22 protein-coding genes are annotated in these 24,105 nt (G+C 61.5%); 17 read left to right on the top strand and 5 right to left on the bottom strand.

All coding sequences use genetic code 11. From position 1 onward, the window contains the following. Positions 1-63 precede the first annotated feature (63 nt). From AO356_RS05220 to AO356_RS05180, 9 genes are all read left to right on the top strand, one after another. Complete coding sequence (locus tag AO356_RS05220; RefSeq protein WP_060738873.1) at positions 64-795, top strand: response regulator; 732 nt, start codon at positions 64-66, stop codon at positions 793-795. Further along, positions 785-2,254 carry an ATP-binding protein gene (locus AO356_RS05215; RefSeq protein WP_060738872.1) on the top strand — a complete coding sequence of 490 codons (1,470 nt, stop codon included), beginning with the start codon at positions 785-787 and terminating at the stop codon, positions 2,252-2,254. Before AO356_RS05220 ends, AO356_RS05215 begins: the two co-directional genes overlap by 11 nt. A 224-nt stretch (positions 2,255-2,478) precedes the next feature. Next, positions 2,479-3,738: an AGE family epimerase/isomerase gene (locus tag AO356_RS05210; protein ID WP_060738871.1), complete on the top strand. Its 1,260-nt coding sequence runs from the start codon at positions 2,479-2,481 to the stop codon at positions 3,736-3,738. A gap of 116 nt (positions 3,739-3,854) precedes the next feature. Next, positions 3,855-5,156, top strand: coding sequence for an ABC transporter substrate-binding protein (locus AO356_RS05205; RefSeq protein WP_060738870.1), 1,302 nt, complete (start codon positions 3,855-3,857; stop codon positions 5,154-5,156). Between the two features lie 172 nt (positions 5,157-5,328). After that, positions 5,329-6,237, top strand: a complete 909-nt coding sequence (locus tag AO356_RS05200) for a carbohydrate ABC transporter permease (protein ID WP_060738869.1) — start codon at positions 5,329-5,331, stop codon at positions 6,235-6,237. Next, positions 6,230-7,075 (top strand): carbohydrate ABC transporter permease, encoded by an 846-nt coding sequence (locus AO356_RS05195; protein WP_003198539.1) that lies wholly within the window; start codon positions 6,230-6,232, stop codon positions 7,073-7,075. The genes AO356_RS05200 and AO356_RS05195 overlap by 8 nt, the downstream gene beginning before the upstream one ends. Before the next feature lie 2 nt (positions 7,076-7,077). Next, positions 7,078-8,238 carry an ABC transporter ATP-binding protein gene (locus tag AO356_RS05190; RefSeq protein WP_060738868.1) on the top strand — a complete coding sequence of 387 codons (1,161 nt, stop codon included), beginning with the start codon at positions 7,078-7,080 and terminating at the stop codon, positions 8,236-8,238. 132 nt (positions 8,239-8,370) lie between these two features. Next, on the top strand, positions 8,371-9,717 hold the full coding sequence (locus tag AO356_RS05185) for a carbohydrate porin (RefSeq protein WP_060738867.1): 1,347 nt from the start codon (positions 8,371-8,373) through the stop codon (positions 9,715-9,717). Positions 9,718-9,988: 271 nt separating this feature from the next. Next, the gene (locus AO356_RS05180) at positions 9,989-10,843 is read left to right on the top strand and encodes a D-hexose-6-phosphate mutarotase (RefSeq protein ID WP_060738866.1); all 855 of its coding nucleotides are present in this window, start codon (positions 9,989-9,991) and stop codon (positions 10,841-10,843) included. Positions 10,844-10,972: 129 nt separating this feature from the next. Here AO356_RS05180 and AO356_RS05175 read toward each other — a convergent pair whose 3' ends face one another. Continuing rightward, entirely contained in the window at positions 10,973-11,833 is an 861-nt protein-coding gene (locus AO356_RS05175; RefSeq protein WP_170842276.1) for a MurR/RpiR family transcriptional regulator, read from the bottom strand. A 196-nt stretch (positions 11,834-12,029) separates the two neighbouring features. On the opposite strand from AO356_RS05175, the gene zwf reads away from it, so the two are divergent. From zwf to AO356_RS05160, 3 genes are read left to right on the top strand one after another with little or no spacing between them, the layout of a single operon-like run. Then, on the top strand, positions 12,030-13,499 hold the full coding sequence (zwf, locus tag AO356_RS05170) for a glucose-6-phosphate dehydrogenase (protein ID WP_060738865.1): 1,470 nt from the start codon (positions 12,030-12,032) through the stop codon (positions 13,497-13,499). Beyond that, on the top strand, positions 13,486-14,199 hold the full coding sequence (gene pgl / locus AO356_RS05165; RefSeq protein ID WP_060738864.1) for a 6-phosphogluconolactonase: 714 nt from the start codon (positions 13,486-13,488) through the stop codon (positions 14,197-14,199). Before zwf ends, pgl begins: the two co-directional genes overlap by 14 nt. 17 nt (positions 14,200-14,216) lie before the next feature. Next, complete coding sequence (locus AO356_RS05160; protein ID WP_060738863.1) at positions 14,217-14,882, top strand: bifunctional 4-hydroxy-2-oxoglutarate aldolase/2-dehydro-3-deoxy-phosphogluconate aldolase; 666 nt, start codon at positions 14,217-14,219, stop codon at positions 14,880-14,882. 113 nt (positions 14,883-14,995) lie between these two features. Here AO356_RS05160 and AO356_RS05155 read toward each other — a convergent pair whose 3' ends face one another. Together AO356_RS05155 and AO356_RS05150 are read right to left on the bottom strand one after the other, a co-directional pair. Further along, the gene (locus AO356_RS05155; protein ID WP_060738862.1) at positions 14,996-16,183 is read right to left on the bottom strand and encodes an aminotransferase class V-fold PLP-dependent enzyme; all 1,188 of its coding nucleotides are present in this window, start codon (positions 16,181-16,183) and stop codon (positions 14,996-14,998) included. 16 nt (positions 16,184-16,199) lie between these two features. Continuing rightward, a complete protein-coding gene (locus AO356_RS05150) occupies positions 16,200-16,436 on the bottom strand; it encodes a DUF3820 family protein (RefSeq protein ID WP_060738861.1) in 237 nt (78 codons plus the stop codon). A gap of 206 nt (positions 16,437-16,642) precedes the next feature. Between AO356_RS05150 and AO356_RS05145 the strand changes: the two genes are divergently transcribed. The 4 genes from AO356_RS05145 to AO356_RS05130 all read left to right on the top strand — a co-directional run bounded on the left by AO356_RS05145 (position 16,643) and on the right by AO356_RS05130 (position 20,456). Beyond that, entirely contained in the window at positions 16,643-17,110 is a 468-nt protein-coding gene (locus AO356_RS05145; RefSeq protein WP_060738860.1) for a ferritin-like domain-containing protein, read from the top strand. A gap of 279 nt (positions 17,111-17,389) precedes the next feature. Next, positions 17,390-19,390 (top strand): FUSC family protein, encoded by a 2,001-nt coding sequence (locus tag AO356_RS05140; protein ID WP_060738859.1) that lies wholly within the window; start codon positions 17,390-17,392, stop codon positions 19,388-19,390. After that, complete coding sequence (locus AO356_RS05135) at positions 19,377-19,583, top strand: DUF1656 domain-containing protein (RefSeq protein WP_003198565.1); 207 nt, start codon at positions 19,377-19,379, stop codon at positions 19,581-19,583. Before AO356_RS05140 ends, AO356_RS05135 begins: the two co-directional genes overlap by 14 nt. 9 nt (positions 19,584-19,592) lie before the next feature. Further along, positions 19,593-20,456, top strand: a complete 864-nt coding sequence (locus AO356_RS05130) for an HlyD family secretion protein (RefSeq protein WP_060738858.1) — start codon at positions 19,593-19,595, stop codon at positions 20,454-20,456. Positions 20,457-20,560: 104 nt separating this feature from the next. Here the strand turns inward: AO356_RS05130 and AO356_RS05125 are convergent, their stop codons facing one another. Both AO356_RS05125 and AO356_RS05120 read right to left on the bottom strand, forming a co-directional pair. Next, positions 20,561-21,031 carry a MaoC family dehydratase gene (locus AO356_RS05125; protein WP_060738857.1) on the bottom strand — a complete coding sequence of 157 codons (471 nt, stop codon included), beginning with the start codon at positions 21,029-21,031 and terminating at the stop codon, positions 20,561-20,563. A gap of 40 nt (positions 21,032-21,071) precedes the next feature. Continuing rightward, positions 21,072-22,016, bottom strand: a complete 945-nt coding sequence (locus AO356_RS05120) for an alpha/beta hydrolase (RefSeq protein WP_060738856.1) — start codon at positions 22,014-22,016, stop codon at positions 21,072-21,074. A 224-nt stretch (positions 22,017-22,240) separates the two neighbouring features. On the opposite strand from AO356_RS05120, the gene fadD2 reads away from it, so the two are divergent. Beyond that, positions 22,241-23,929 (top strand): long-chain-fatty-acid--CoA ligase FadD2, encoded by a 1,689-nt coding sequence (gene fadD2, locus AO356_RS05115; RefSeq protein ID WP_060738855.1) that lies wholly within the window; start codon positions 22,241-22,243, stop codon positions 23,927-23,929. Positions 23,930-24,105 lie beyond the last annotated feature (176 nt).

Here is a 24,105-nt window from a genome sequence, read left to right as displayed (position 1 = left end):
TGTGTTTGTAGGCCTTGTCCATCAGGCATAATCGCCCCAATCCAAACAACAAGGACGAGGCCCGTGAGTTCAGTAAACAAATCGATTTTGTTGGTCGACGACGACCAGGAGATTCGCGAACTGCTGGACACCTACCTCAGCCGTGCGGGGTTCCAGGTGCGGACCACGCCCGACGGCGCCGGGTTTCGCCAGGCGTTTAACGATGCGCCGAGCGACCTGGTGATCCTCGATGTGATGCTGCCCGATGAAGACGGCTTCAGCCTTTGCCGCTGGGTTCGCCAGCACCCACGCCAGGCTCATGTGCCGATCATCATGCTCACCGCCAGTTCCGACGAGGCCGATCGGGTCATCGGCCTTGAGCTGGGCGCCGATGATTACCTGGGCAAGCCGTTCAGCCCGCGTGAGTTGCAGGCGCGCATCAAGGCGCTGCTGCGCCGGGCGCAATTCGGCCAGGAGCGCTCCGGCGGTGAAGTGCTGGCCTTCGATGAATGGCGGCTGGACATGGTCAGCCATCGGCTGTTCCACACCGACGGTGAAGAAGTGATTCTCTCCGGCGCCGACTTCGCCCTGCTCAAGCTGTTTCTCGATCATCCCCAGGAAATCCTCGACCGCGACACCATCGGCAATGCGACCCGTGGTCGTGAGCTGATGCCCCTGGACCGGATCGTCGACATGGCGGTCAGTCGCCTGCGCCAGCGCCTGCGTGACACCGACAAACCACCGCGGCTGATTCGCACGGTGCGTGGCAGCGGTTATCAACTGGCGGCCAGTGTGGTTGCCAGCAATGGGCATTGACTGGATCAGGAAAATCGCCCGGCGGGTACCGGTACCGCGCTCGTTGCTGGGCCGCATGCTACTGCTGACCTTGCTGGTGGTGTTGTTCGCCCAGACCCTGTCCAGCCTGATCTGGGTCTCGCAACTGCGCGCCACCCAGCTCGAAGGCCTGATCACCAGCGCCCGTAGCCTGGCCCATTCGATGACCGCCAGCGTCAGTTACTTGCGTTCGCTGCCGGTGGCGTACCGGCCATTGGTGCTGGACCAACTGCGCAGCATGGGCGGTACGCGGTTCGTCGTCACCCTCAACGACAAGCCCCTGGGCATGGACGTGCTGCCGGTGACGCCGCGCAAGCAGGCGGTGCTCAAAGCCGTGGATGAAGTGCTGCGTCGCTCCTTGGGCACTAACGCCGACATCTCGGTGACGTTTGTCAGCCCCGACGACCTGCGGATTTTCAACGCCGGGCTCAAGCTCGATGAACTGCCCCGTTCGTGGGCCCACTACGCCCTGACGCTGGAACCGGTGAATCCGCCGGTGCTGGTCACGCAGATCCAGATGGCGCCGGGGGAATGGCTGTACATCGCCTCGTTGCTACCCGAACCCTACACCAGCCTCGAAGAACAAGACCTGCCCAAGCAACAGGTCGGTTTCATCGTGCTCACCAGCAGCCTGTTGTTGCTGTTCATCGGTTTGCTGGTGCACTGGCAGAGCCGGCCCCTCAAGCGTTTGGCCCGGGCCGCGCGCGACATGTCCCTGGGGGCCGAAGTGGAACCGGTGGCCGAGGGCGGTGGCAGCGAAGTGGTGGAAGTGGGGCGAGCGTTCAATGCCATGCGCGAACGCATCAGCCGTTACCTGACGGAGCGCAGCCAGTTGTTCAGCGCGATTTCCCACGACTTGCGCACACCGATCACTCGATTGCGGCTGCGGGTCGAGCTGCTGGAGGACGAAAACCTGCAAGCCAAGTTCGGCCGTGACCTGGATGAGCTGGAGCTGCTGGTCAAAGGTGCGCTGCAATGCGTCAAGGACACCGACATCCACGAAAACATCGAGCCGGTGGACCTCAACCATGTGCTCGATTGCCTGGTCGAACCCTACCTGGCGCCCAACGGCAACGGCCGGGTGACCCAGGATGGTCGGGCGCTGGCGCCGTATCCCGGCAAGCCGCTGGCCCTCAAGCGCTGCATCGGCAACCTGATCGACAATGCCTTGAAATACGGACAGAACGCCCACCTGCACATCGATGACGATGAAACCGCGTTCATCCTGCACGTCGACGACGAAGGACCGGGTGTGCCGGAACAGCGCCTGGAGCAAGTCTTCGAACCGCACTTCCGCCTCGCCGGGCAACAGCAGGGCTATGGCCTGGGCCTGGGCATCGCCCGCAACATCGCCCACAGCCATGGGGGGGAGGTCAGCCTGCAAAACCTGCGTGAGGGTGGGTTGCGGGTGACCTTGCAGTTGCCTCGCAGTGTGGATTGATCAGACCGCGTCATCGTTCATCGCGAGCGAGCTCGCTCCCACACTGGATCTTCGGCGTTCACAAAACCCCTGTGGGAGCGAGCTCGCGATGACGCCAGTCGTCCCAACCCATCTCTCCCAATCAAATGTCACAAGTCAGTGACATAACTCGCCCCTTTCGTTACCTGCCACCCGCCATCCCTTGTTTAGACTCCCTGCGTCAAAACAACAAAAAAGGTACCCCGATGGACACCTTCCAACCGGCCTTCAGCAGTTGGCTGAATGCCCCTGCCCACCAGCAATGGCTTGCCGCCGAAGGCTTGCGGCTGCTGGCGTTCGCCAAGGCCTCGAAGCTGCCGGACGGCTTTGGCAACCTGGATGAGCTTGGGCGCCTGCCGGCCGATGCCCGGGCCGAAACCATGAACACCGCGCGCATGACCCACAGCTTCGCCATGGCTCACATCCAGGGCCTACCGGGTTTTGCCGAGTTGGTGGACCACGGCATCCAGGCACTCAATGGCCGTTTGCGCGACGCCGAGCACGGTGGCTGGTTCGCCACGACGCGGCCTGATGAAGACGGTGCTGGCAAGGCGGCCTACCTGCATGCATTCGTTGCCCTGGCGGCCAGTTCCGCAGTGGTGGCCCAGCGTCCTGGCGCTGCGGCGTTGCTGGACGAAGCGGTGCGGATCATCGATGAGCATTTCTGGTGTGAGGAGGAGGGCGCGTTGCGCGAATCCTTCAACCGCGACTGGAGCGAGGAAGAGGCCTATCGCGGCGCCAACAGCAACATGCACGCCACCGAAGCCTTCCTGGCCCTGGCCGATGCCACCGACGATCCTCGTTGGCTGGTTCGTGCCCTGCGTATCGTCGAGCGGGTGATCCACGGCCATGCCGCCGCCAACGACTACCTGGTGGTGGAGCATTTCGACCGTCACTGGCAGCCGCTGCACGAATACAACCAGGACAATCCTGCCGATGGTTTCCGCCCCTATGGCACCACCCCCGGCCACGGTTTCGAATGGGCGCGGCTGCTGCTGCACCTTGAAGCCGCACGGGTCCAGATCGGCATGCTGACCCCAGGGTGGCTGGCCCAGGACGCGCAAAAACTCTTCGACCAGAACTGCCGCCATGGCTGGGACGTCGATGGCGCGCCGGGCATTGTCTACACCCTGGACTGGGACAACCGCGCCGTGGTTCGTCACCGCCTGCATTGGGTCCACGCCGAAGCGGCGGCGGCTGCCAGCGCCTTGCTCAAACGCACCGACGAGGCGAAGTACGAAGCCTGGTACCGGTGCTTCTGGGAATTCTGCGACAAACATTTCATCGATCGCTGCAACGGCAGTTGGCATCACGAACTCGATCCGCAAAACCGTCCCAGCGCCGATATCTGGCCGGGCAAGCCGGACCTGTATCACGCCTGGCAGGCGGTCCTGATCCCGCGCCTGCCCCTGGCACCGAGCATGGCGTCAGCCCTGGCGCGGTTATCCAGCCCAGCGCCTGTGTAACCATGTCGTGACATTTGCACGTCCCTTCGTTACCTGCGAAGGGATTCCCTCTGATTAGAATCCATGCAGCGCAAGCACCAGACTTGCATGCATAACAACAAGAAAGGTAATTCTAGATGAATGCGATTTCTCGCCTCGCTACTGTCATTTCTCTTGCTTCCCTGCTTCCCGTCGCAGCCTTCCCTGTCACTACCCTTGCCGCCGAATCCAAAGGTTCCGTGGAAGTCGTCCACTGGTGGACGTCGGGTGGTGAAAAAGCCGCGGTCGATGTGCTCAAGGCCCAGGTAGAGAAAGACGGCTTTACCTGGAAGGACGGCGCTGTCGCCGGTGGTGGCGGTTCCACTGCCATGACCGTGCTCAAGAGCCGTGCCGTGGCCGGCAACCCACCGGGTGTCGCCCAGATCAAGGGCCCGGACATCCAGGAATGGGCGTCCACCGGGCTGCTCGACACCGACATCCTCAAGGACGTTGCCAAGGCCGAGAAGTGGGACAGCCTGCTCGACAAGAAAGTCTCCGATACCGTGAAGTACGACGGTGACTACGTTGCCGTGCCGGTGAACATCCACCGCGTCAACTGGCTGTGGATCAACCCGGAAGTCTTCAAGAAAGCCGGTATCACCAAGAACCCAACCACCCTCGAAGAATTCTACGCGGCCGGCGACAAGCTCAAGGCTGCGGGCTTCATTCCGCTCGCCCACGGTGGCCAGCCTTGGCAGGACAGCACCGTGTTCGAAGCCGTGGTGCTCTCGGTGATGGGTGCAGATGGCTACAAGAAGGCCCTGGTCGACCTGGACAACAAGGCCCTGACCGGTCCGGAAATGGTCAAGGCACTGACCGAACTGAAGAAAGTCGCGACCTACATGGACGCCGATGGCAAGGGCCAGGACTGGAACCTGGAAGCGGCCAAGGTCATCAACGGCAAGGCCGGCATGCAGATCATGGGTGACTGGGCCAAGAGCGAGTGGACCGCGGCGAAGAAAGTCGCCGGCAAGGACTACGAGTGCGTGGCCTTCCCGGGCACCGACAAGGCCTTCACCTACAACATCGACTCCCTGGCGGTGTTCAAGCAGAAGGACGCGGGCACCGCGGCCGGCCAGCAGGATATCGCCAAGGTCGTGCTGGGTGAGAACTTCCAGAAAGTCTTCAGCATCAACAAAGGCTCGATCCCGGTGCGCAACGACATGCTGGGCGACATGGCCAAGTACGGTTTCGATTCCTGCGCCCAGACCGCGGCCAAGGACTTCCTGACGGACGCCAAGTCCGGCGGCCTGCAACCGAGCATGGCGCACAACATGGCGACCACGCTGGCGGTACAGGGTGCGTTCTTCGATGTGGTGACCAACTACATCAACGACCCGAAAGCCGACCCGGCCGATGCCGCCAAGAAACTGGGCGCAGCGGTTCAGTCTGCCAAGTAATTTGCGCCTCGGTCCCTTGTGGGAGCGAGTCTGTGGGAGCAAAGCTTGCTCGCGATGAACGATAACGCGGTCATTAGAAAGACCGAGGCGCCTTCATCGCGAGCACGCTCAGCTCCCACACAAGCTCGCTCCCACAAAGGGATGCCCTTGTAACCTTGTTTTGGATCTTCCCATGAGTTCTGTCGCTGTGTTCAGCAAGGCCTCGCCGTTCGATGCATTACAGCGTTGGCTCCCGAAACTGGTGCTGGCGCCGAGCATGTTCATCGTTCTGGTGGGCTTCTATGGCTATATCTTGTGGACCTTCGTCCTGTCGTTCACCACCTCGACGTTCTTGCCGAACTACAAATGGGCCGGCCTGGCGCAATACGCCCGGCTGATGGACAACGACCGCTGGTGGGTGGCGAGCAAGAACCTGGTGCTCTTTGGTGGCATGTTCATCGGCATCACCCTGGTGATCGGCGTGCTGCTGGCGGTGTTTCTCGACCAGCGCATTCGTCGCGAAGGTTTCATCCGCACCATTTACCTGTACCCGATGGCGCTCTCGATGATCGTCACCGGTACGGCCTGGAAATGGCTGCTCAACCCGGGCATGGGCCTGGACAAATTGTTGCGTGACTGGGGTTGGGAAGGCTTCCGCCTGGACTGGCTGATCGACCCGGACCGCGTGGTGTACTGCCTGGTGATCGCGGCGGTGTGGCAGGCCTCGGGCTTCATCATGGCGATGTTCCTGGCCGGCCTGCGGGGTGTCGATCAATCGATCATCCGTGCCGCGCAGATCGATGGTGCGAGCATGCCGCGCATCTACTGGAAAGTGGTGCTGCCGAGCCTGCGCCCGGTGTTCTTCAGCGCCGTGATGATCCTGGCGCACATCGCGATCAAGAGCTTCGACCTGGTGGCGGCGATGACGGCTGGTGGCCCGGGTTATTCCTCCGACCTGCCAGCGATGTTCATGTATTCCTTCACCTTCAGTCGCGGCCAGATGGGCATGGGTTCGGCCAGCGCAATCCTGATGCTCGGTGCGATCCTCGCAATCATCGTGCCTTACCTGTACTCCGAGCTGAGGACCAAGCGTCATGACTAGTCTCGCTGCCAAACCTTCCATCAGCCTGAGTCGCATCGCGATCTACGCGGTGCTGATCCTCGCCGTACTGCTGTACCTGGTGCCATTGGTGGTCATGTTGCTGACCAGCTTCAAGACGCCGGAAGACATCAGCACCGGCAACCTGCTGAGCTGGCCGACCGTGGTCAGCGGCATCGGCTGGGTCAAGGCCTGGGCCACGGTGGACGGCTACTTCTGGAACTCGATCAAGATCACCGTCCCGGCGGTGCTGATCTCTACCGCCATCGGTGCCTTGAACGGCTACGTGTTGTCGATGTGGCGCTTTCGCGGTTCGCAGTTGTTCTTCGGCCTGTTGCTGTTCGGGTGCTTCCTGCCGTTCCAGACGGTCCTGCTGCCGGCCTCGTTCACCCTCGGCAAGATGGGCCTGGCCAGCACCACCACGGGCCTGGTGTTCGTGCACGTGGTCTACGGCCTGGCGTTCACCACACTGTTCTTCCGTAACTACTACGTGAGCATTCCCGATGCACTGGTGAAGGCGGCGCGACTGGACGGTGCGGGTTTCTTCACCATCTTCCGGCGGATCATCCTGCCGATGTCCACCCCGATCATCATGGTGTGCCTGATCTGGCAGTTCACGCAGATCTGGAACGACTTCCTGTTCGGCGTGGTGTTCTCCAGCGGTGATTCGCAGCCCATCACAGTGGCGCTGAACAACTTGGTCAACACCAGTACCGGGGCCAAGGAATACAACGTGGACATGGCGGCGGCGATGATCGCCGGGCTGCCGACCCTGCTGGTCTATGTGGTCGCAGGCAAGTATTTCGTGCGCGGCCTGACGGCCGGCGCAGTCAAGGGGTAATCATGGCAACGCTTGAACTTCGCAATGTAAACAAGACCTATGGTGCCGGCCTGCCGGACACCCTGAAGAACATCGAGTTGTCGATCAAGGACGGTGAGTTCCTGATCCTCGTCGGACCTTCGGGCTGCGGCAAGTCGACGCTGATGAACTGCATCGCCGGCCTCGAGACCATTACCGGCGGCGCGATCATGATCGGTGACCAGGATGTCAGCGGCATGAGCCCGAAGGATCGTGACATCGCCATGGTGTTCCAGTCTTACGCGCTGTACCCGACCATGAGCGTGCGCGAGAACATCGAGTTCGGCCTGAAAATCCGCAAGATGAACCAGTCGGCCATCGACGAAGAAGTCAACCGCGTGGCCAAGCTGCTGCAGATCGAGCACCTGCTCAATCGCAAGCCCGGCCAGCTTTCCGGCGGCCAGCAACAGCGCGTGGCCATGGGCCGGGCGCTGGCGCGGCGGCCGAAGATCTACCTGTTCGACGAACCGCTGTCCAACCTCGACGCCAAGCTGCGGGTCGAGATGCGCACTGAAATGAAACTGATGCACCAGCGCCTGAAGACCACCACGGTCTACGTGACCCACGACCAGATCGAAGCCATGACCCTGGGCGACAAAGTGGCGGTGATGAAGGACGGGATCATCCAGCAATTCGGCACCCCGAAAGACATCTACACCAACCCGGCCAACCTGTTCGTGGCGAGCTTCATCGGTTCGCCGCCGATGAACTTCATCCCGCTGCGCCTGCAACGCAAGGACGGTCGCCTGCTGGCGCTGCTCGACAGCGGCCAGGCCCGTTGCGAACTGCCGATGGGCATGCAGGACGCGGGCCTGGAAGACCGCGAAGTGATCCTGGGCATGCGCCCGGAGCAGATCATGCTGGCGGGCAGCGAGCCCAATGGCTTGCCGACCATTCGCGCCGAAGTGCAGGTCACCGAGCCTACCGGGCCGGACACCCTGGTGTTCGTCAGCCTCAACGACACCAAGGTTTGCTGCCGCCTGGCACCCGACGTGGCGCCGCAAGTCGGGGAGACCCTGACGCTGCAATTCGATCCATCGAAAGTGCTGCTGTTCGATGCCCAGTCCGGCGAACGCCTGGGCGTGGCCGGCCAGCCGCAAACAGATGCCCGGACTGCAAACGTAGCGCAGTTCAAGGGGCGGTGAAGAATAAGTGTGGGAACAGGTTTGCTCCCACAGGAAAGGAGTATGCGGTGGATGGGGACATTCGCCGCAATCGTTGTAAACCGCGTTAGATAAAAACAGTTAATAACAATAAATAAAGACGAGGATGTAGGGATGAAAAAGAAAAACAACGCCCAGCTTATCTGCCAGTTGTCAGCCGTTGCGGCGATGATGCTGGCCGGTAGCGCACACGCAGCCGACGCGTTCAGCGCCGACTCGGAGTGGATGACGGGCGATTGGGGCGGTGAACGGACCAAGCTGATCGAGCAAGGTATCGATATCAAGGCTGACTTTGTCGGGGAGATGGGTGCCAACCTCCACGGCGGCTACAACGATGACAAGACCGCGCGCTGGTCCCAGCAGTTTGGCCTGGGCGTCGCGCTCGATCTGGAGAAGCTGGCGGGCTGGGGCGATACGGAAGCCAAGATCCAGTTCACCCGGCGTGACGGTCGCAACATCTCCAACGACCGTATCGGTGATCCACGTGCCGGTACCCTCAGTTCTTCCCAGGAAGTCTGGGGTCGTGGGCAAACCACTCGTCTGACCCAGTTGTGGATCAAACAGAAATACTTCGACAGCAAACTGGATGTCAAAGCCGGTTACTTCGGTGAGGGCGAAGACTTCAACACCTTCCCGTGCGAGTTCCAGAACCTGGCGTTCTGCGGTTCACAAGCGGGTAACTGGGCGACCGGCATCTGGTACAACTGGCCGATCATGCAGGCGGCGATTCGCGTCAAATACAACCTCACGCCTGAGCTCTATGTGCAAATCGGTGCGTACAACCAGAACCCTTCGCAACTGGAAAACAAGAACCGCTACAAGCTCAGCGGCAGCGGTACCAAGGGTACCCTCATTCCCGTCGAGCTGGTCTGGTCACCCAACATCAATAGCCTGCCGGGCGAGTACCGTGTCGGTTACTACAAAAGTACGGCCAAGGCCGATGACGTCCGTGAGGACGACAATGGCAACGACGCCGCGACCACCGGCAACGCCTATCGCAGCCACAGCAGTAAGGACGGCTACTGGTTCGTCGCGCAACAACAACTCACTACCCACAACGGTGATGCTTCGCGCGGCCTGAACATCGCGGCCAACGCCACCTTCCATGACAAGGAAACCAACGTCGTCGACAACTACCAGTCGCTGATGTTCGTGTACAAGGGACCGTTCGATGCACGTCCAAAAGACGATGTCGGCATCGGTTTCTCCCGGATCCATGTCAACGAAGATGTGAAGAAAAACTCTGAACTGGTCAACGCCGCCAATGGGGTCAGCGACTACGATAATCCGCTGTTCGCGCCGTTGCGTGACACCGAGTACAACTACGAGGTCAACTACGGTTTCCACGTGACCAACTGGCTGACCGTGCGTCCGAACCTGCAGTACATCACTCACCCAGGTGGTGTTGATGAAGTCGACAACGCGCTGGTGGCCGGCCTGAAAATTCAGTCGGTGTTCTAACGCTGTTGCGATAAGCTCCTCTCTATGTGCGCATATTTGCGGACGGCCAAGGCTGTCCGCTTTTTTTTGGGGAGCACGTTGGGGGGCATGGGGAGCCTGTGGCGAGGGAGCTGTGGGAGCAAAGCTTGCTCGCGACACAGGCGCCTCGGTTCCAGGGCAAACCGCGTCAGCTTCGTCGCGGGCAAGCCTTGCTCCCACAGCAAGCTCCCTCGCCACAAAAAAGAAGAGTCGTACACAGTTGAGTATTGAATGATTTCCAGGACCGCGGCCCATGCATGAGCATCCGCTACAACGCTTTTTCAGATCCTTGCGCGAACGCCCGGTATTCGCGTGGGAGCGCTATCGGCAACGCGATGTGTTGGTGATCGATCACCCATTGTGCCAGGCGGTGTTCAGTCGCCAGGGCGCGCAGTTGCTGCACTTCCAGCCGCGAGGCCAGAAGCCCTGGTTGTGGTGCGCGGCCAAATGGCCACACGTCGGTGCGATCCGTGGCGGAGTACCGGTGTGCTGGCCGTGGTATGGCCGTCATCCCAGCGAAAACGCCTGGCCGTCCCATGGCTGGGCGCGGTTGATCGATTGGAAGCTGCTCGACAGCCGCAGTGATGAAGACGGTGTGCATCTGCACTGGCAACTGCAATTGTGCGACTGGCAAGTGGACTTGCACGCCGACCTGGGCGAGCGCATGGAATTGCGCTTGAGCACCGAGCACCAGGACAGCCTGCCGTGCCAGTTGAGCCAGGCCTTGCACGCCTATTGGCGTATTGGTGACGTCGGTGAGGTAGCGCTGTCTGGGCTCGAAGGTGCCCAGGGTTATGACCAGTTGAGCCGTGCGGTTTGCCAGCAGGAAGGCGAGTTGCGGGTCGAGGGCGGCTGCCAGCGGGTGTTCCAGCATGAGGGTGAATTGCAGCTCAAGGATCACGCCTGGCAGCGCGAATTGTGCATCGACACCGGCGACAGTGCCGACACCGTGGTCTGGCATCCCGGCACGCGGCCGTTGCTGGGGGTGAGTTGGGATGAGGTGTCGGAGTTCGTCTGTGTCGAAGCGGCCAGTGGCGGCACCGATAGCCTGTGCCTGGCGCCGGGGGAGCGGGCGCACCTGAGTTTGCAGGCGTGGGTGGGGGCTTGATGCAGGGGGCAGGATGGTGGGTGAGGCTGCTGGCCCCATCGCGAGCAAGCTCGCTCCCACACAAACCCCATGTGGGAGCGAGCTTGCTCGCGAAGACGGACTACCCGGCAGCGAGGATTCTGGATCGAATCAGTTGAACTCATCCCCCACCGGATACCGGCTGGCATTCAGGCTTTCCTTGATCTTGCGCAGATGCGGCTGGAAGTCCACGCCCCGGCGCAGGGTCATGCCGGTGGCGAGCACGTCCAGTACGGTGAGTTGGATGATCCGCGAGGTCATCGGCATATAGATGTCAGTGTCTTCGGGCAGGGGGATGTTCAGGCTCAGGGTGCTGGCCTTGGCCAGCGGCGAGCCTTCGGCAGTCAGGCCCAGCACCGACGCGCCGTTTTCCCGGGCGATGCGCGCCACTTCCACCAGCTCGCGGGTGCGACCGGTGTAGGAAATGATCACGAACAGCTCGCCGGTATGGGCCACCGACGCAATCATGCGCTGCATCAGGACGTCGGCGTGAGCGGTCACTGCCAGGTTGAAGCGGAAAAACTTGTGCTGGGCATCCAGGGCCACCGGGGCGGAGGCGCCGAGGCCGAAGAAGTGGATCTGCCGGGCCTGGATCAGCAGGTCCACGGCGCGACTGATCAAATTGGGATCGAGGGCCTGGCAGGCGCTGTCCAATGAGGCAATGGCACTGCCAAAGATCTTGCGGGTATAGGCTTCCGGGTTGTCATCGGCTTCTACCGCGCGGCTGACATAAGCGGCGCCGCTGGCCAGGCTCTGGGCCAATTGCAATTTGAGTTCCGGATAACCGCTGACGCCGAACGAGCGGCAGAAACGGTTGACGGTCGGTTCGCTGACCGAAGCCGCCTGGGCGAGGGCGGCGATGCTGAAGCGGGTCGCCTGCTGCGGGTTGAGCAGGATGATCTCGGCCACCTTGCGTTCGGCCTTGTTCAGGTCTTCAAGGCGACTCTGGATCTGTTCCAGTAAGTTTCGCACGCGGTCCATACAAGATTCCTAGGAAGACGGGTCTTTGATACGACCCTTTGCGGTGGCCTATCCTACTGATGGCTCCGACGGACCACCACTCGGAATCGGTATTTTCGAAAAATGTTGTGGTTATTACTACATTTTTCCTTGAGTGATACCTTGAAAAAAGGTATTTGTAGTTTAACTTGATAAAAGAACAAACATCATGCCTTCGATTACGGTTGAACCGTGCACCTTTGCCTTGTTCGGCGCGTTGGGCGATCTGGCCTTGCGCAAGCTCTTTCCTGCCCTGTACCAGCTCGATGGCGCCCAATTGTTGCACGAGGACACGCGGATCATCGCGCTGGCCCGTGAGCCCGGCGGTGAGCAGCAGCACCTGGCATTCATCGCCGCCGAGCTGCGCCGTTATGTTGGCGAAAAAGACCTGGACGAAGCCGTACTCGAGCGCTTCTTGGCACGTTTGACCTACCTGCACGTGGATTTCCTCAAGGCCGACGATTATGTCGCCCTGGCCGAAGCGGCCGGTTCGACCCAGCAGGTCATTGCCTATTTCGCCACCCCGGCGGCGGTGTATGGGGCGATCTGCGAGAACCTGGCGAAGGTCGGCTTGAGCGAAAACACCCGGGTGGTGCTGGAGAAACCCATTGGCTCGGACCTGGAGTCGTCGCGCAAGGTCAACGACGCCGTGGCGCAGTTTTTCCCGGAAAACCGTACCTATCGCATCGACCATTACCTGGGCAAAGAGACGGTGCAGAACCTGATCGCCCTGCGGTTCGCCAACAGCCTGTTCGAAACCCAGTGGAACCAGAACTACATTTCCCACGTGGAAATCACCGTGGCCGAGAAGGTCGGTATCGAAGGCCGCTGGGGCTATTTCGACAAGGCCGGCCAACTGCGGGACATGATCCAGAACCACCTGCTGCAGCTGCTGTGCCTGATCGCCATGGACCCACCGGCCGACTTGTCCGCCGACAGCATCCGTGACGAGAAGGTCAAGGTACTCAAGGCCCTCGCGCCGATCAGCCCGGAAGGCTTGACCACCCAGGTGGTGCGCGGCCAGTACATCGCCGGCCACAGCGAGGGCAAGTCGGTGCCTGGCTACCTCGAAGAACCCAATTCCAACACCCAGAGCGACACCGAGACGTTCGTCGCCCTGCGCGCCGACATCCGCAACTGGCGTTGGGCCGGGGTGCCGTTTTACCTGCGTACCGGCAAGCGCATGCCGCAGAAGCTGTCGCAGATCGTCATCCACTTCAAGGAACCGTCCCACTACATCTTCGCGCCCGAGCAGCGTTTGCAGATCAGCAACAAGCTGATCATCCGCCTGCAACCGGACGAAGGGATTTCCTTGCGGGTGATGACCAAGGAGCAGGGCCTGGACAAGGGCATGCAATTGCGCAGTGGTCCGCTGCAACTCAACTTCTCCGACACTTATCGCAGCGCACGGATTCCCGATGCCTACGAACGGTTGTTGCTGGAAGTCATGAACGGCAATCAGAACCTGTTTGTCCGTAAAGATGAAATCGAAGCCGCGTGGACGTGGTGTGACCAGTTGATTGCCGGGTGGAAAAAATCCGGCGATGCGCCCAAGCCGTATGCGGCGGGGTCCTGGGGGCCGATGAGCTCCATTGCACTGATCACGCGGGATGGGAGGTCATGGTATGGCGATATCTGAAGTGAAACTGCCCCAGGGCGTCAGCGCCCATGAATTCAAGAACCCGGTGCTGCTGGCCGAAGGCCTGGCGCTGAACGTGGCCGAGCAGTTGCGCAATGCGATCGATGCCCGCGGCACGGCGACCCTGGTGGTGTCCGGTGGCCGCAGCCCGGTGGCGTTTTTCCAGCACTTGGCCAAGCAGGCGCTGGACTGGTCCAAGGTGGTGGTCAGCCTCGCCGATGAGCGCTGGGTGCCGGTTGAACACGCCGACAGCAACGCTGGCTTGCTCAAGCGTTACCTGTTGCAAGGTGCGGCGGCCAAGGCCCAGTTCCTGAGCCTCTACAGCGCCAGCGCCAACCTGGAAGCGGCGGCCGAGCAGGCCGATCGTTTGCTGGCCGAGCTGCCGCCCATCGACGTGCTGGTATTGGGCATGGGTGATGACGGGCACACCGCCTCGCTGTTCCCCGACAGTCCGAACCTGGCCCAAGCCCTGGACGCCAATGGCGCACGCCGCTGCTGGCCGATGCTGGCACCGACCGTGCCGCACCAGCGCTTGACCATGAGCCGCGCCTTGCTGGCTTCGGCGCAACACAAAGTGCTGTCGATTTCCGGTCAGTCGAAATTGACCACCCTGAACGCTGCGGTGGCAGGTGACGATGTCGCCGAAATGCCGATCCGTGCGTTTTTGCAACCTACGTTAGAGATTTACTGGTGCCCATGAACCAAGGATCAGCCGCTATGACAAACCCATCCCCGACCGTTTCCATGGCGGACAAAGTTGCCCTGATCGACAGCCTCTGCGCCAAGGCGCGGATCCTGCCGGTGATCACCATCGCCCGTGAACAGGACATCCTGCCGCTGGCCGATGCCCTGGCCGCCGGTGGCCTGACGGCGCTGGAAGTGACGTTGCGTTCCCAACACGGTCTCAAGGCCATCCAGGTGCTGCGCGAGCAGCGTCCGGAACTGGTGACCGGCGCCGGCACGGTGCTCGACCGCCACATGCTGGACGCCGCCGAGGCGGCCGGTTCGCAGTTCATCGTCACCCCGGGCATCACCCGTGACCTGCTCGAAGCCAGCGTCTACAGCTCCATTCCCTTGTTGCCGGGCATCAGCAATGCCTCGGGCATCATGGAAGGCTACAGCCTGGGCTATCGCCGCTTCAAACTGTTCCCGGCCGAAGTCAGCGGTGGCGTCGCGGCCATCAAGGCCTTGGGCGGCCCGTTCGGCGAAGTGAAGTTCTGCCCGACCGGCGGCGTGAGCCCTGCCAACATCAAGAGCTACATGGCGTTGAAAAACGTGATGTGCGTGGGCGGAAGCTGGATGCTTGATCCGGAGTGGATCAAGAACGGCGACTGGGCCCGCATTCAGGAATGCACCGCCGAGGCCTTGGCGCTGCTGGACTGATTGTTTTACCGAACCTCGTTGGGTGTTCTACGGTTTTACGGTGCGCTTGGTCGGCGCGCCGTTTTTTTTTGCCTGGGTTTTTATGCTGGCACAGATTTCCTTTGGCCAGGGATCTAGGTACGGCTCAGATGGATCAGTGCCTCGGTCAACCGCTCGATATCACTCGCCAAGGTAATCAACCCTGGGGTAATGCGGATGCATGGCCCGACACTGGTAGGGCGCACCACGGTGAAAATTCCATGCTCATCGAGCAATCGAGCGGCCATCGCCTGTTGATCGGCCTGGTTGGTGAAGCGCATCGCCGTGATACCGCAATAGAGCCGTCGGTCATCCGGGGTCATCACCTCGATGCCCGGCACATCGCGCACGGCATTCACCCACAGGTCGCGCAGGTAGCAGAGGCGTGGGCCTTTGGCCAAGGCGCCGCCCAGGCTGCGGTGTTCTTCGAAGACCAGGGGCAGGGTGAGCAAGGCCGGGATATTGGGCGTGCTGTGGGGTGTGCGCGAGCGGATGTCGGTGGCGGGGTAGTTGTCTTCGTCCATGTCCGGGTCGATGTCGGCCAACCGCTGCGGGGCGATGTACAGGAAACCCTGGGAGAGGGGGCCGCCGATCCACTTCTGCAGGTTGAACCCGGCAAATTCGATCCCGAGCTTCTTCAGGTCGAAATCGATCTGGCCCAGGGCGTGGGCACCGTCGAGGATGATATCGACGGCAAACTCCCGAGCGTTCTCGGCAATGGCCTGGACCGGCATCACCAGCCCGGTCAGGTGGTTGACGTAGGTCAGCGCCATCAGCTTGAGGCGAGGGTAGCGAATGAACGCTTCGCGGTAAGTGCTCACCAGGCTGTCGAAACTGGCGGGGTGCTGGTGGACGATTTCGATCACCTCCACGCCACGTTGGCGAGCCAGCCAGCGCATGGCGCTTTTGACCGAGGCATATTCCACGTCACAGATCAGCACTTGATCGCCCGGCTTGAGGCCGTTGTAGTTGCGAATCAAGGTTTGCAGGGCGTCCACCGCGCTGTTGGCCAGCGTCACGCTCTGGGGAGAGGCGTGGATCAGCCGGGCCACCTGTCGCCGAATGGCTTCGCCGTGTTCCTGGTCGAACTGCTGGCGCACATACACCGAGTTGCCGCGGTTGATGAACTCGATGTTGCGCTGGTATTCCTCCACCACGGTGCGGGACATGCGTCCGAAGTAGCCGTTTTCCAGGTTGAGTGGCCCGTTGGGATCGATGTCGTAGCGGTCGACAAAGGTTCGCCAGAAGGCTTCATCATGGGCGCGCAGCGTGTTCTCGGGCATGGCGGGTCTCAGTCAGTCAATGGCGAGGTTTGGGCAGGCCATGTTTGGCGCGCAGCGGGTCCAGCAGGTCGGACAAACCGTTATGATCGATTTCCTGCATCAATGCCAGCAAACCGCCGAGTTCACCGTGGGGGAAACCCTCGCGCGCGAACCAGTTCAGGTATTGACCCGGCAGGTCGGCAAGGATTCGGCCCTTGTACTTACCAAAGGGCATTTGACGCGTGACGAGCAACTCGAGCTTTTCCGGATTCATGGCATTCGTCTTGATTCAAACCTGCCTTGAAAATACAGGCATTCTGCATGCAGGCCAAATGACAGATCATGCAAATAGCGCGGATACAGATTTCAGGTTGTTTATTAACTGGTTGATTTTTAAGTTATTTTATTGAGATTGATGGCTGGCATGGCTGATGCAATATCCCTTGCAGGTTTTTTATTCACCAGCAAAGGAACTGAAAAATGACTGACATCAACAAAGAATCCATCTCCGTCTTGAACGACCTGATCGAGACCAGCAAGGATGGCCAGGAAGGGTTCAAGACCTGCGCTGAAGACATCAAGCATCCAGAACTCAAGACGCTGTTCGTCCAGCGCTCCGCCGATTGCGCCACCGCGGCAGCCGAGTTGCAAGCCGCCGTTCGTTCGTTGGGCGGTGATCCGGAAACGTCCACCAGTGTCGCCGGTGACCTGCACCGTCGTTGGGTAGACGTGAAATCCATGTTCACCGGCAAGGACGAAGAAGCGGTGCTCAACGAAGCCGAGCGGGGTGAAGATCACGCCCTCAAGGCCTACAAAGAGGCCATCGAGAAGATCAACAAGCACAACCTGGTGGGCATTCGTGACCTGGTTGAGCGTCAGTACCATGGCGTGCAACGCAACCATGACCAGGTCAAGGCTCTGCGTAACCAGGCGCGTGCCCAGAGTTAAACACGCAGCCAACACAAAAAAACGCCAGCCTGCCTGGCGTTTTTTTTTGGGCGAAGATTTACCCGTGGCGAGGGAGCTTGCTCCCGCTGGGCTGCGCAGCAGCCCCAAAACGCGGGTCGCTGCGCAACCCAGCGGGAGCAAGCTCCCTCGCCACAAGGCGTTTTTGTTTTATTTCCTGCCAAACAGCTCTGGACTCGAATAGTTAGCTAGCTAATAATTGCGCCGCCCATCACCCTTTATTGCATCTATCGTTATTGCGTCCCCCAAAGAGTTTTTCGCGTGCCCATTACCTTCCAGGCCTTGTTCGCCCCCGACCGCCTCGCTGTGCAGTTCGCCATCAAGACCGTGCTTGGCGCCGGGCTGGCGTTATGGCTGGCGTTGCGCTGGGGATTGGAGCAGCCGTCGTGGGCGCTGATGACGGCGATCATCGTCGCCCAGCCACTGTCCGGGATGGTGGTGCAGAAAGGGTTGGCGCGATTGGTCGGCACGTTGGTGGGCACCGTCATGTCGGTGGTGTTCATGGGCCTGTTTGCCCAGGCACCCTGGTTGTTTCTGCTGGCCTTGGCGCTCTGGCTGGGCCTGTGCACGGCCTGTTCGACGCTGCTGCGCAGTGCCTGGTCGTATTCATTCGTATTGGCCGGCTACACGGTGGCGATCATTGCCCTGCCGGCCATTTCCCATCCGCTGGGGGTGTTCGACCAAGCGGTGGCGCGCTGCACCGAGATCAGCCTGGGCATTGTCTGTGCCACGGCGGCCAGTGCCTTGCTCTGGCCGTTGCGGGTCGAGCGGCAACTGGCCGGTCAGGCCCTGGCTGCCTGGCAGAGTGGCATGCATGCAGCCCGTGCGACCCTGGCGGGCGATGCCCAGGCCCGTAAAGGGTTGCTGGAGATTCTGGGCAGGATCGTCGCGGTGGACGCCCAGCGCGAACATGCCTGGTTCGAAGGCAGCCGTGGTCGACAGCGAGCCCGGGCCATCAGCGGCTTGAGCCAGAAATTGCTGATGCTGCTGCGCATCTCGCGCTCGGTGCGCCGGCAGTGGAAGCAGCTTGACCCTGAGGAAGCTGTGGCGCTCCAGCCGTGGATGAACGAGGTGCAGCAAGCCCTCGATGCCGACAGTGCGACCCTGCAAGCCTTGCGCCCTCGGGTATGGGATGCATCCCACGACCCGCAGATCAGCGCGGCGCAGAGTTACTGCCTGGCGCGGTTCGCCTTGTTGCTCGATACCGCCCTGGCCGCCTGCGCCGCCTTGACGGCGGTGCAGGAGGGCAGGGAGGCGGCGGATCCACCCCGCACCTTGACGCCCCATCGCGACTTGTCCCTGGCCATGGTCTTCGGCGCGCGTAGCGCCCTGGCATTCCTGGCGGTGGCCTGTTTCTGGCTGGCGACCGCCTGGCCCGCCGCATCGGGTGCGCTGGTACTGACGTGTGTGGTGTGCAGCCTGTTCGCCAGTCGCGAAAACGGCGCGCAGATCGGCATGAGTTTTCTGCGGGGCATCTTTTTGGCCGTGCCGACGGCGTTCGTGATCGGCGAACTCGTGCTACCGCAATGGAGCAGTTTCGCGATGCTGTGCCTGGCCATGGGCGTGCCGTTGTTTTTCGGGGCATTGGGCATGGCCAAGCCGCAGATCTTCGCCACGGCGACGTCGTTCTGCCTGCATTTCGTGGTGTTGATTTCACCGCTCAATGCCATGAAATACGACGTCGCGGCGTTCTTCAACAACGCCCAGGCCATGATGATCGGTGTGGGCGCGGCGGTGCTGGCCTTCAATCTGCTGATTTTGCGCAACCCGGCCTGGCATAGCCGCCGTCTGCTGGCCGCGACCCTTCACGATCTGGTGCGCCTGACCCATCGCCGCCTGCCGGGGGCCGAGAGTTGGTTCGGCGGGCGCATGGCCGACCGGCTGTTGCAGCTCGCCAGGCATTACCCTGAACTGCCGGTGCAGTCGCGCAGCCGTTGGGATGATGGTTTGCTTGGCCTGGACATCGGCGATGAGCTGTTGCATTTGCGCCTGAGCCTGGCCGTCGCCCAAGTGCCCGATACCCGGGCGCAGCGCCATTATTTCGAAGCGCTGGAGCAGGTGCTCGAGCGTGGTCCGGCCGGTGACCAGGCCGATGCGCTGGCCCCGGCGAGCGCCGAGTTCCTGAACGTGTTGTCGACCCAGCCGCCCAGCGATGCACTGAAGCTGGCCCAGGGTGCGGTGGTGCAATTGCAAAACAGCTGGCGCGCCTGGTGCAGCCAGCACGAACCTGAACGACGGGAGCACAGCCGTGGGCTTGCGTGAGTGGTCGATTGGCGGGGTGTTGCTCAGCCCGTTCCTGATTTATGTGGTGCTGGCGTTGCTGGTGACCGGCGCACTGCGCCTGTTGCTCAGCCTGGTGCCGGCCGGGCGCTGGATCTGGCATGAAGCCTTGTTCGACTGCGCCCTGTATGTCTGTGTCCTGACTGTCATTACCGTGGTCCTCGGGCCGCTATAGGAGTTGAACATGCGTACTTCCGTACGTGTCGCCGTCACGCTGTGCATGGTGGCGGTGGCGATCTTCGCCGGCTTTCACCTGTGGCAGTACTACATGCTCACGCCCTGGACTCGCGATGCGCGGATCCGCGCCGACGTGGTGGTGATCGCACCCGACGTGTCGGGCTGGGTGCGCGAGCTCAAGGCTGTGGATAACCAGCAGGTCAAGGCTGGTGATCTATTGTTGAGCATCGACCGCGAGCGTTTCGAGGCGGCGGTGGAGAAGGCCCGGGCCGTGGTCCAGACACGCCAGCAGCAACTGAGCCTGCGCGAACACGAAGCCAGTCGCCGCGCCGCCCTGGGGCCCCAGGCCATCAGTGCCGAACTGCGGGAAAACGCCCAGATCAACGCCGGCATCGCCCGCGGCGAACTGCGCGAAGCCCAGGCCGAGGCCAAGGTCGCCGAGCTCAACCTGGCCCGCAGCCAGGTCCTGGCCCCCCGCAGCGGCCACATCACCAACCTGCGCCTGGCCGAAGGCAACTACGTGAATGCCGGGCAGCCGGTCATGGCGCTGATCGACGACTCGACGTTCTATGTGCAGGCCTATTTCGAAGAAACCAAATTGCCCAGGATTCGTGTGGGCGATCCGGTCAAGATCTGGCTGATGAGTGCCGGCCATGCGCTGGAGGGTCACGTCGAAAGCATCAGCCGCGGCATTACCGACCGCAACACCAACCCCGATGCGCAGTTGCTGGCGGAGGTGGAGCCGACCTTCAACTGGGTGCGCCTGGCCCAGCGGATCCCGGTGCGGATCAAGTTGGACAAGGTGCCGGAGGGCGTGAACCTGAGCGCCGGGATGACGGCGAGCGTGCAGGTGCAGGAGGGCCAGCAATAACTTGTGGGAGCGAGCTTGCTCGCGATGGCGGCCGGACATTCTCCATCGGGGTCGACTGTCCGACCTCATCGCGAGCGAGCTCCCACAAGGTCACGCAGAAGCTGTTAGCCAATGCTGATCGCCGGCAACGTCGGCAAGGTCACGGTCTGCTGCTTGCGTGGGGCGAGGATTTCGGCTTCGCCGTCCACCACCAGCTCGTCGCGCTGGTTGAACACGCGGGTGGCGATGCGTACGCGAAACTTCGGCATCTTTTCCAGGATCTCCAGGCGCACGGTCAGGGTGTCGCCGATTTTCACCGGTTTCTGGAAGCTCATCTGCTGGCCGATATAGATCGTGCCCGGCCCAGGCAGCTCGCACGCCACCGCTGCGCTGATCAGCGCACCGCTGAACATGCCGTGGGCGATGCGCTCCTTGAACATGCTCGCCGCGGCGAATTCGGCGTCCAGGTGCACCGGGTTGTGATCGCCCGACATCGCCGCGAACAGCTGGATGTCGCGCTCCTCGACGGTCTTGCTGTAGCTGGCGGTCTGGCCGATTTCGAGGGCTTCGTAAGGGGTGTTGGTAACCTGGGTCATCTGTTTCAGATCCTGTGGAATAAAGGAAAACGCTGCAAGCCTACTCGCTGCGTGGCGGCCGCTTGTGGTCCAGGGCCTGGGCAATCCAGGCCAGCACGTCGGCGGTCACTTCATCGCGGTTGGTTTCATTGAACAATTCGTGCCGGGCCTGCGGGTAAATCGTCAATTGCAGGTGCTGGCTGCCGGCGTCGCGCAGGGCGTCGGCCAGATCCTTCAGACGCTTGCCTTCGCTCACCGGATCACATTCGCCACCGATCACCAGCAAGGGCAGGCCCGGATCGATCTGGGCGAGATTGGACGCTTTGCTGATTTGCTGCAAGCCGCCGAGCAGGTCGACCCACAGTTGATTGGTGCAGCGAAAGCCGCACAGCGGGTCGTGGATGTATTTGTCGACTTCGGCCGGATCGCGACTGAGCCAGTCGAAGGGGGTACGGGTCGGTTTGAATTTCTTGTTGAAACTGCCGAACGACAACCACTCGATCAAGGCACTGCGCCCCGTCGCACCCTGGCGCCGGCGTTCGAAGCGGGCGATCAGGCGAGCGCTGCGATAGAGCACCACCGGCTGGAAGTTCGAACCGCTGAGAATCGCCCCGTGCAGGCTGGCGCTGTGATGCAGCAGGTAACCCTGGGCGATGTAGCTGCCCATGCTGTGGCCCAGCAGCAGGATGGGCGTATCCGGGTGCTGCTGGCCGATGTGATGGTTGAGGCTGGCCAAATCACCCACGACCTTGGCCCAGCCGTCCTCGTCGGCAAAGTGGCCGAGCATCGCTTCTTCGCCAGTCTTGCCATGGCCGCGCTGGTCCATCCCATAGACACCGTAGCCTTCGTCGCACAGCGCCTGGGCCAGGCGGGCGTAGCGGCCGCTGTGTTCGGCCATGCCATGGGCCAGCATGATCACCGCCAACGGGGCGGTTTCGGGCAGCCACTGGTTGACGAACAGGCGGCTATGGTCGGTCGCGGTCAGCCAGAACGTTTGGTGGATCATGGCGATTCCTTTGCACAAAGTCAGACGCAGCGTCGCTGCATTGTATAGCGCATCCGTTGCGTCTCGCCTGATCAGGCCACACCATGGCAAGAAGATTCACACAATCTATGACGCAGGTTGCCATATTTGCCTGATTGGCCATAGCTGCTAGTGTCCCAAGAGCTCCGCCTCTGCAAGCGATACAGACGCGGCCCGGACATGCTCAGGTAAAGAGGACAAAAACAATGCAGCCTGATTTCTGGAATGACAAACGCCCGGCCGGCGTGCCCCTGGATGTCGACCTGGGGACCTACAAGTCGGTGATCGAGGTGTTCGAGCGTTCCTGCAAGAAATTTGCCGACCGTCCGGCGTTCAGCAACATGGGGGTGACCCTCACCTATGCCGAGCTCGAGCGCTACAGCGCGGCCTTCGCCGGCTACCTGCAAACCCATACCGACCTGGCGCCTGGCGATCGTATCGCGGTGCAGATGCCTAACATCCTGCAGTACCCGATCGCCGTGTTCGGTGCCTTGCGCGCCGGGCTGATCGTGGTCAACACCAACCCGCTGTATACCGCGCGGGAAATGCGTCATCAGTTCAAGGACTCCGGTGCCCGGGCGCTGGTGTACCTGAACATGTTCGGGCAGAAAGTCCAGGAGGTGTTGCCCGATACAGACCTGCAGTACCTGATCGAAGCGAAGATGGGCGACCTGATGCCCACCGCCAAGGGCTGGCTGGTCAACACGATGGTGAGCAAGGTCAAGAAAATGGTCCCGGCCTATTCGCTGCCCCAGGCCATTTCATTCAAGAGCGCCTTGCGCCTGGGACGCGGCCAGGGCATCAAGCCGCTGAACGTCAGCCTCGACGATATTGCGGTATTGCAATACACCGGTGGCACCACCGGGTTGGCGAAGGGCGCGATGCTGACCCACGGCAACCTGGTGGCCAACATGCAACAGGCCCGGGCCTGCCTGGGGCAGCTCGGCGAGGACGGCCAGCCGCTGCTGCGTGAAGGCCAGGAGGTCATGATCGCGCCTCTGCCGCTGTACCATATCTATGCGTTCACGGCGAACTGCATGTGCATGATGGTGACCGGCAACCACAACGTGCTGATCACCAATCCACGGGACATCGGCGGCTTCATCAAGGAACTGAAGAACTGGCGTTTCTCGTTGTTGCTGGGGCTCAACACGCTGTTCGTGGCGTTGATGGACCATCCGGATTTCAAGACCCTGGATTTTTCCCACCTCAAGGTCACCAACTCCGGCGGCACCGCGTTGATCAAGGCCACCGCCGAGCGCTGGCAGCAGCTCACCGGTTGCGGCATTACCGAGGGCTATGGCCTGACCGAAACCTCACCGGTGGCAAGTGCCAATCCTTACGGTGGCAAGTCTCGACTGGGCACGGTGGGGATGCCGGTGCCTGGTACGCTGATGAAAGTGATCAACGACGATGGCCTCGAGCAGCCCCTGGGCGAGCGCGGCGAGCTGTGCATCAAGGGGCCGCAGATCATGAAAGGCTATTGGAACAAGCCCGAGGCCACGGCCGAAGTGCTGGACAGCGAGGGCTGGTTCAAGTCTGGCGATATCGCGGTGATCGACCCGGACGGGTTCGTGCGCATCGTCGACCGCAAGAAGGACATGATCATCGTCTCGGGTTTCAATGTGTACCCCAACGAGATCGAAGACGTGGTGATGGCCCATCCCAAGGTGGCCAACTGCGCGGTGATCGGCGTGCCGGACGAGCGTTCGGGGGAGGCGGTGAAGCTGTTCGTGGTGGCGCGTGAGGCCGGGGTCAGCCTCGAAGAACTCAAGGCCTACTGCAAGGAAAACTTCACCGGCTACAAGATTCCCAAGCACATCGTGTTGCGGGATTCATTGCCGATGACCCCAGTGGGCAAGATCCTGCGGCGGGAGTTGCGGGATATCGCCTGAGGCGCCTGCCTCATGGAAACCCTGTGGGAGCGAGCTTGCTCGCGATAGCGGTAGGTCAGTGACAGAAATGTTGGCTGATACACCGTCATCGCGAGCAAGCTCGCTCCCACCGTTTTTTATGTATTCGGGGTGATTATCCAGGGCTTAGAATTTTTACTCTAAAAATGACCATAAAA

Origin of the sequence: Pseudomonas fluorescens (genome assembly GCF_001307275.1) — a bacterium.
GTDB classification, from domain to species: Bacteria; Pseudomonadota; Gammaproteobacteria; order Pseudomonadales; family Pseudomonadaceae; genus Aquipseudomonas; species Aquipseudomonas fluorescens_AA.
This window is presented reverse-complemented; position numbering and strand designations above follow the sequence as displayed.

Bases quoted from the DNA above. Each gene is read 5' to 3' on its own strand.
- AO356_RS05155 (WP_060738862.1), bottom strand. From the start codon at position 16,183: ATGCCCGAGAACACGCTGCGCGCCCATGATGAAGCCTTCTGGCGAACC.
- AO356_RS05215 (WP_060738872.1), top strand. From the start codon at position 785: ATGGGCATTGACTGGATCAGGAAAATCGCCCGGCGGGTACCGGTACCG.
- AO356_RS05210 (WP_060738871.1), top strand. From the start codon at position 2,479: ATGGACACCTTCCAACCGGCCTTCAGCAGTTGGCTGAATGCCCCTGCC.
- pgl (WP_060738864.1), top strand. From the start codon at position 13,486: ATGGCGATATCTGAAGTGAAACTGCCCCAGGGCGTCAGCGCCCATGAA.
- AO356_RS05150 (WP_060738861.1), bottom strand. From the start codon at position 16,436: ATGAATCCGGAAAAGCTCGAGTTGCTCGTCACGCGTCAAATGCCCTTT.
- AO356_RS05200 (WP_060738869.1), top strand. From the start codon at position 5,329: ATGAGTTCTGTCGCTGTGTTCAGCAAGGCCTCGCCGTTCGATGCATTA.
- AO356_RS05160 (WP_060738863.1), top strand. From the start codon at position 14,217: ATGACAAACCCATCCCCGACCGTTTCCATGGCGGACAAAGTTGCCCTG.
- AO356_RS05190 (WP_060738868.1), top strand. From the start codon at position 7,078: ATGGCAACGCTTGAACTTCGCAATGTAAACAAGACCTATGGTGCCGGC.
- AO356_RS05120 (WP_060738856.1), bottom strand. From the start codon at position 22,016: ATGATCCACCAAACGTTCTGGCTGACCGCGACCGACCATAGCCGCCTG.
- AO356_RS05130 (WP_060738858.1), top strand. From the start codon at position 19,593: ATGCGTACTTCCGTACGTGTCGCCGTCACGCTGTGCATGGTGGCGGTG.
- fadD2 (WP_060738855.1), top strand. From the start codon at position 22,241: ATGCAGCCTGATTTCTGGAATGACAAACGCCCGGCCGGCGTGCCCCTG.
- AO356_RS05145 (WP_060738860.1), top strand. From the start codon at position 16,643: ATGACTGACATCAACAAAGAATCCATCTCCGTCTTGAACGACCTGATC.
- AO356_RS05180 (WP_060738866.1), top strand. From the start codon at position 9,989: ATGCATGAGCATCCGCTACAACGCTTTTTCAGATCCTTGCGCGAACGC.
- AO356_RS05125 (WP_060738857.1), bottom strand. From the start codon at position 21,031: ATGACCCAGGTTACCAACACCCCTTACGAAGCCCTCGAAATCGGCCAG.
- AO356_RS05195 (WP_003198539.1), top strand. From the start codon at position 6,230: ATGACTAGTCTCGCTGCCAAACCTTCCATCAGCCTGAGTCGCATCGCG.
- zwf (WP_060738865.1), top strand. From the start codon at position 12,030: ATGCCTTCGATTACGGTTGAACCGTGCACCTTTGCCTTGTTCGGCGCG.
- AO356_RS05185 (WP_060738867.1), top strand. From the start codon at position 8,371: ATGAAAAAGAAAAACAACGCCCAGCTTATCTGCCAGTTGTCAGCCGTT.
- AO356_RS05205 (WP_060738870.1), top strand. From the start codon at position 3,855: ATGAATGCGATTTCTCGCCTCGCTACTGTCATTTCTCTTGCTTCCCTG.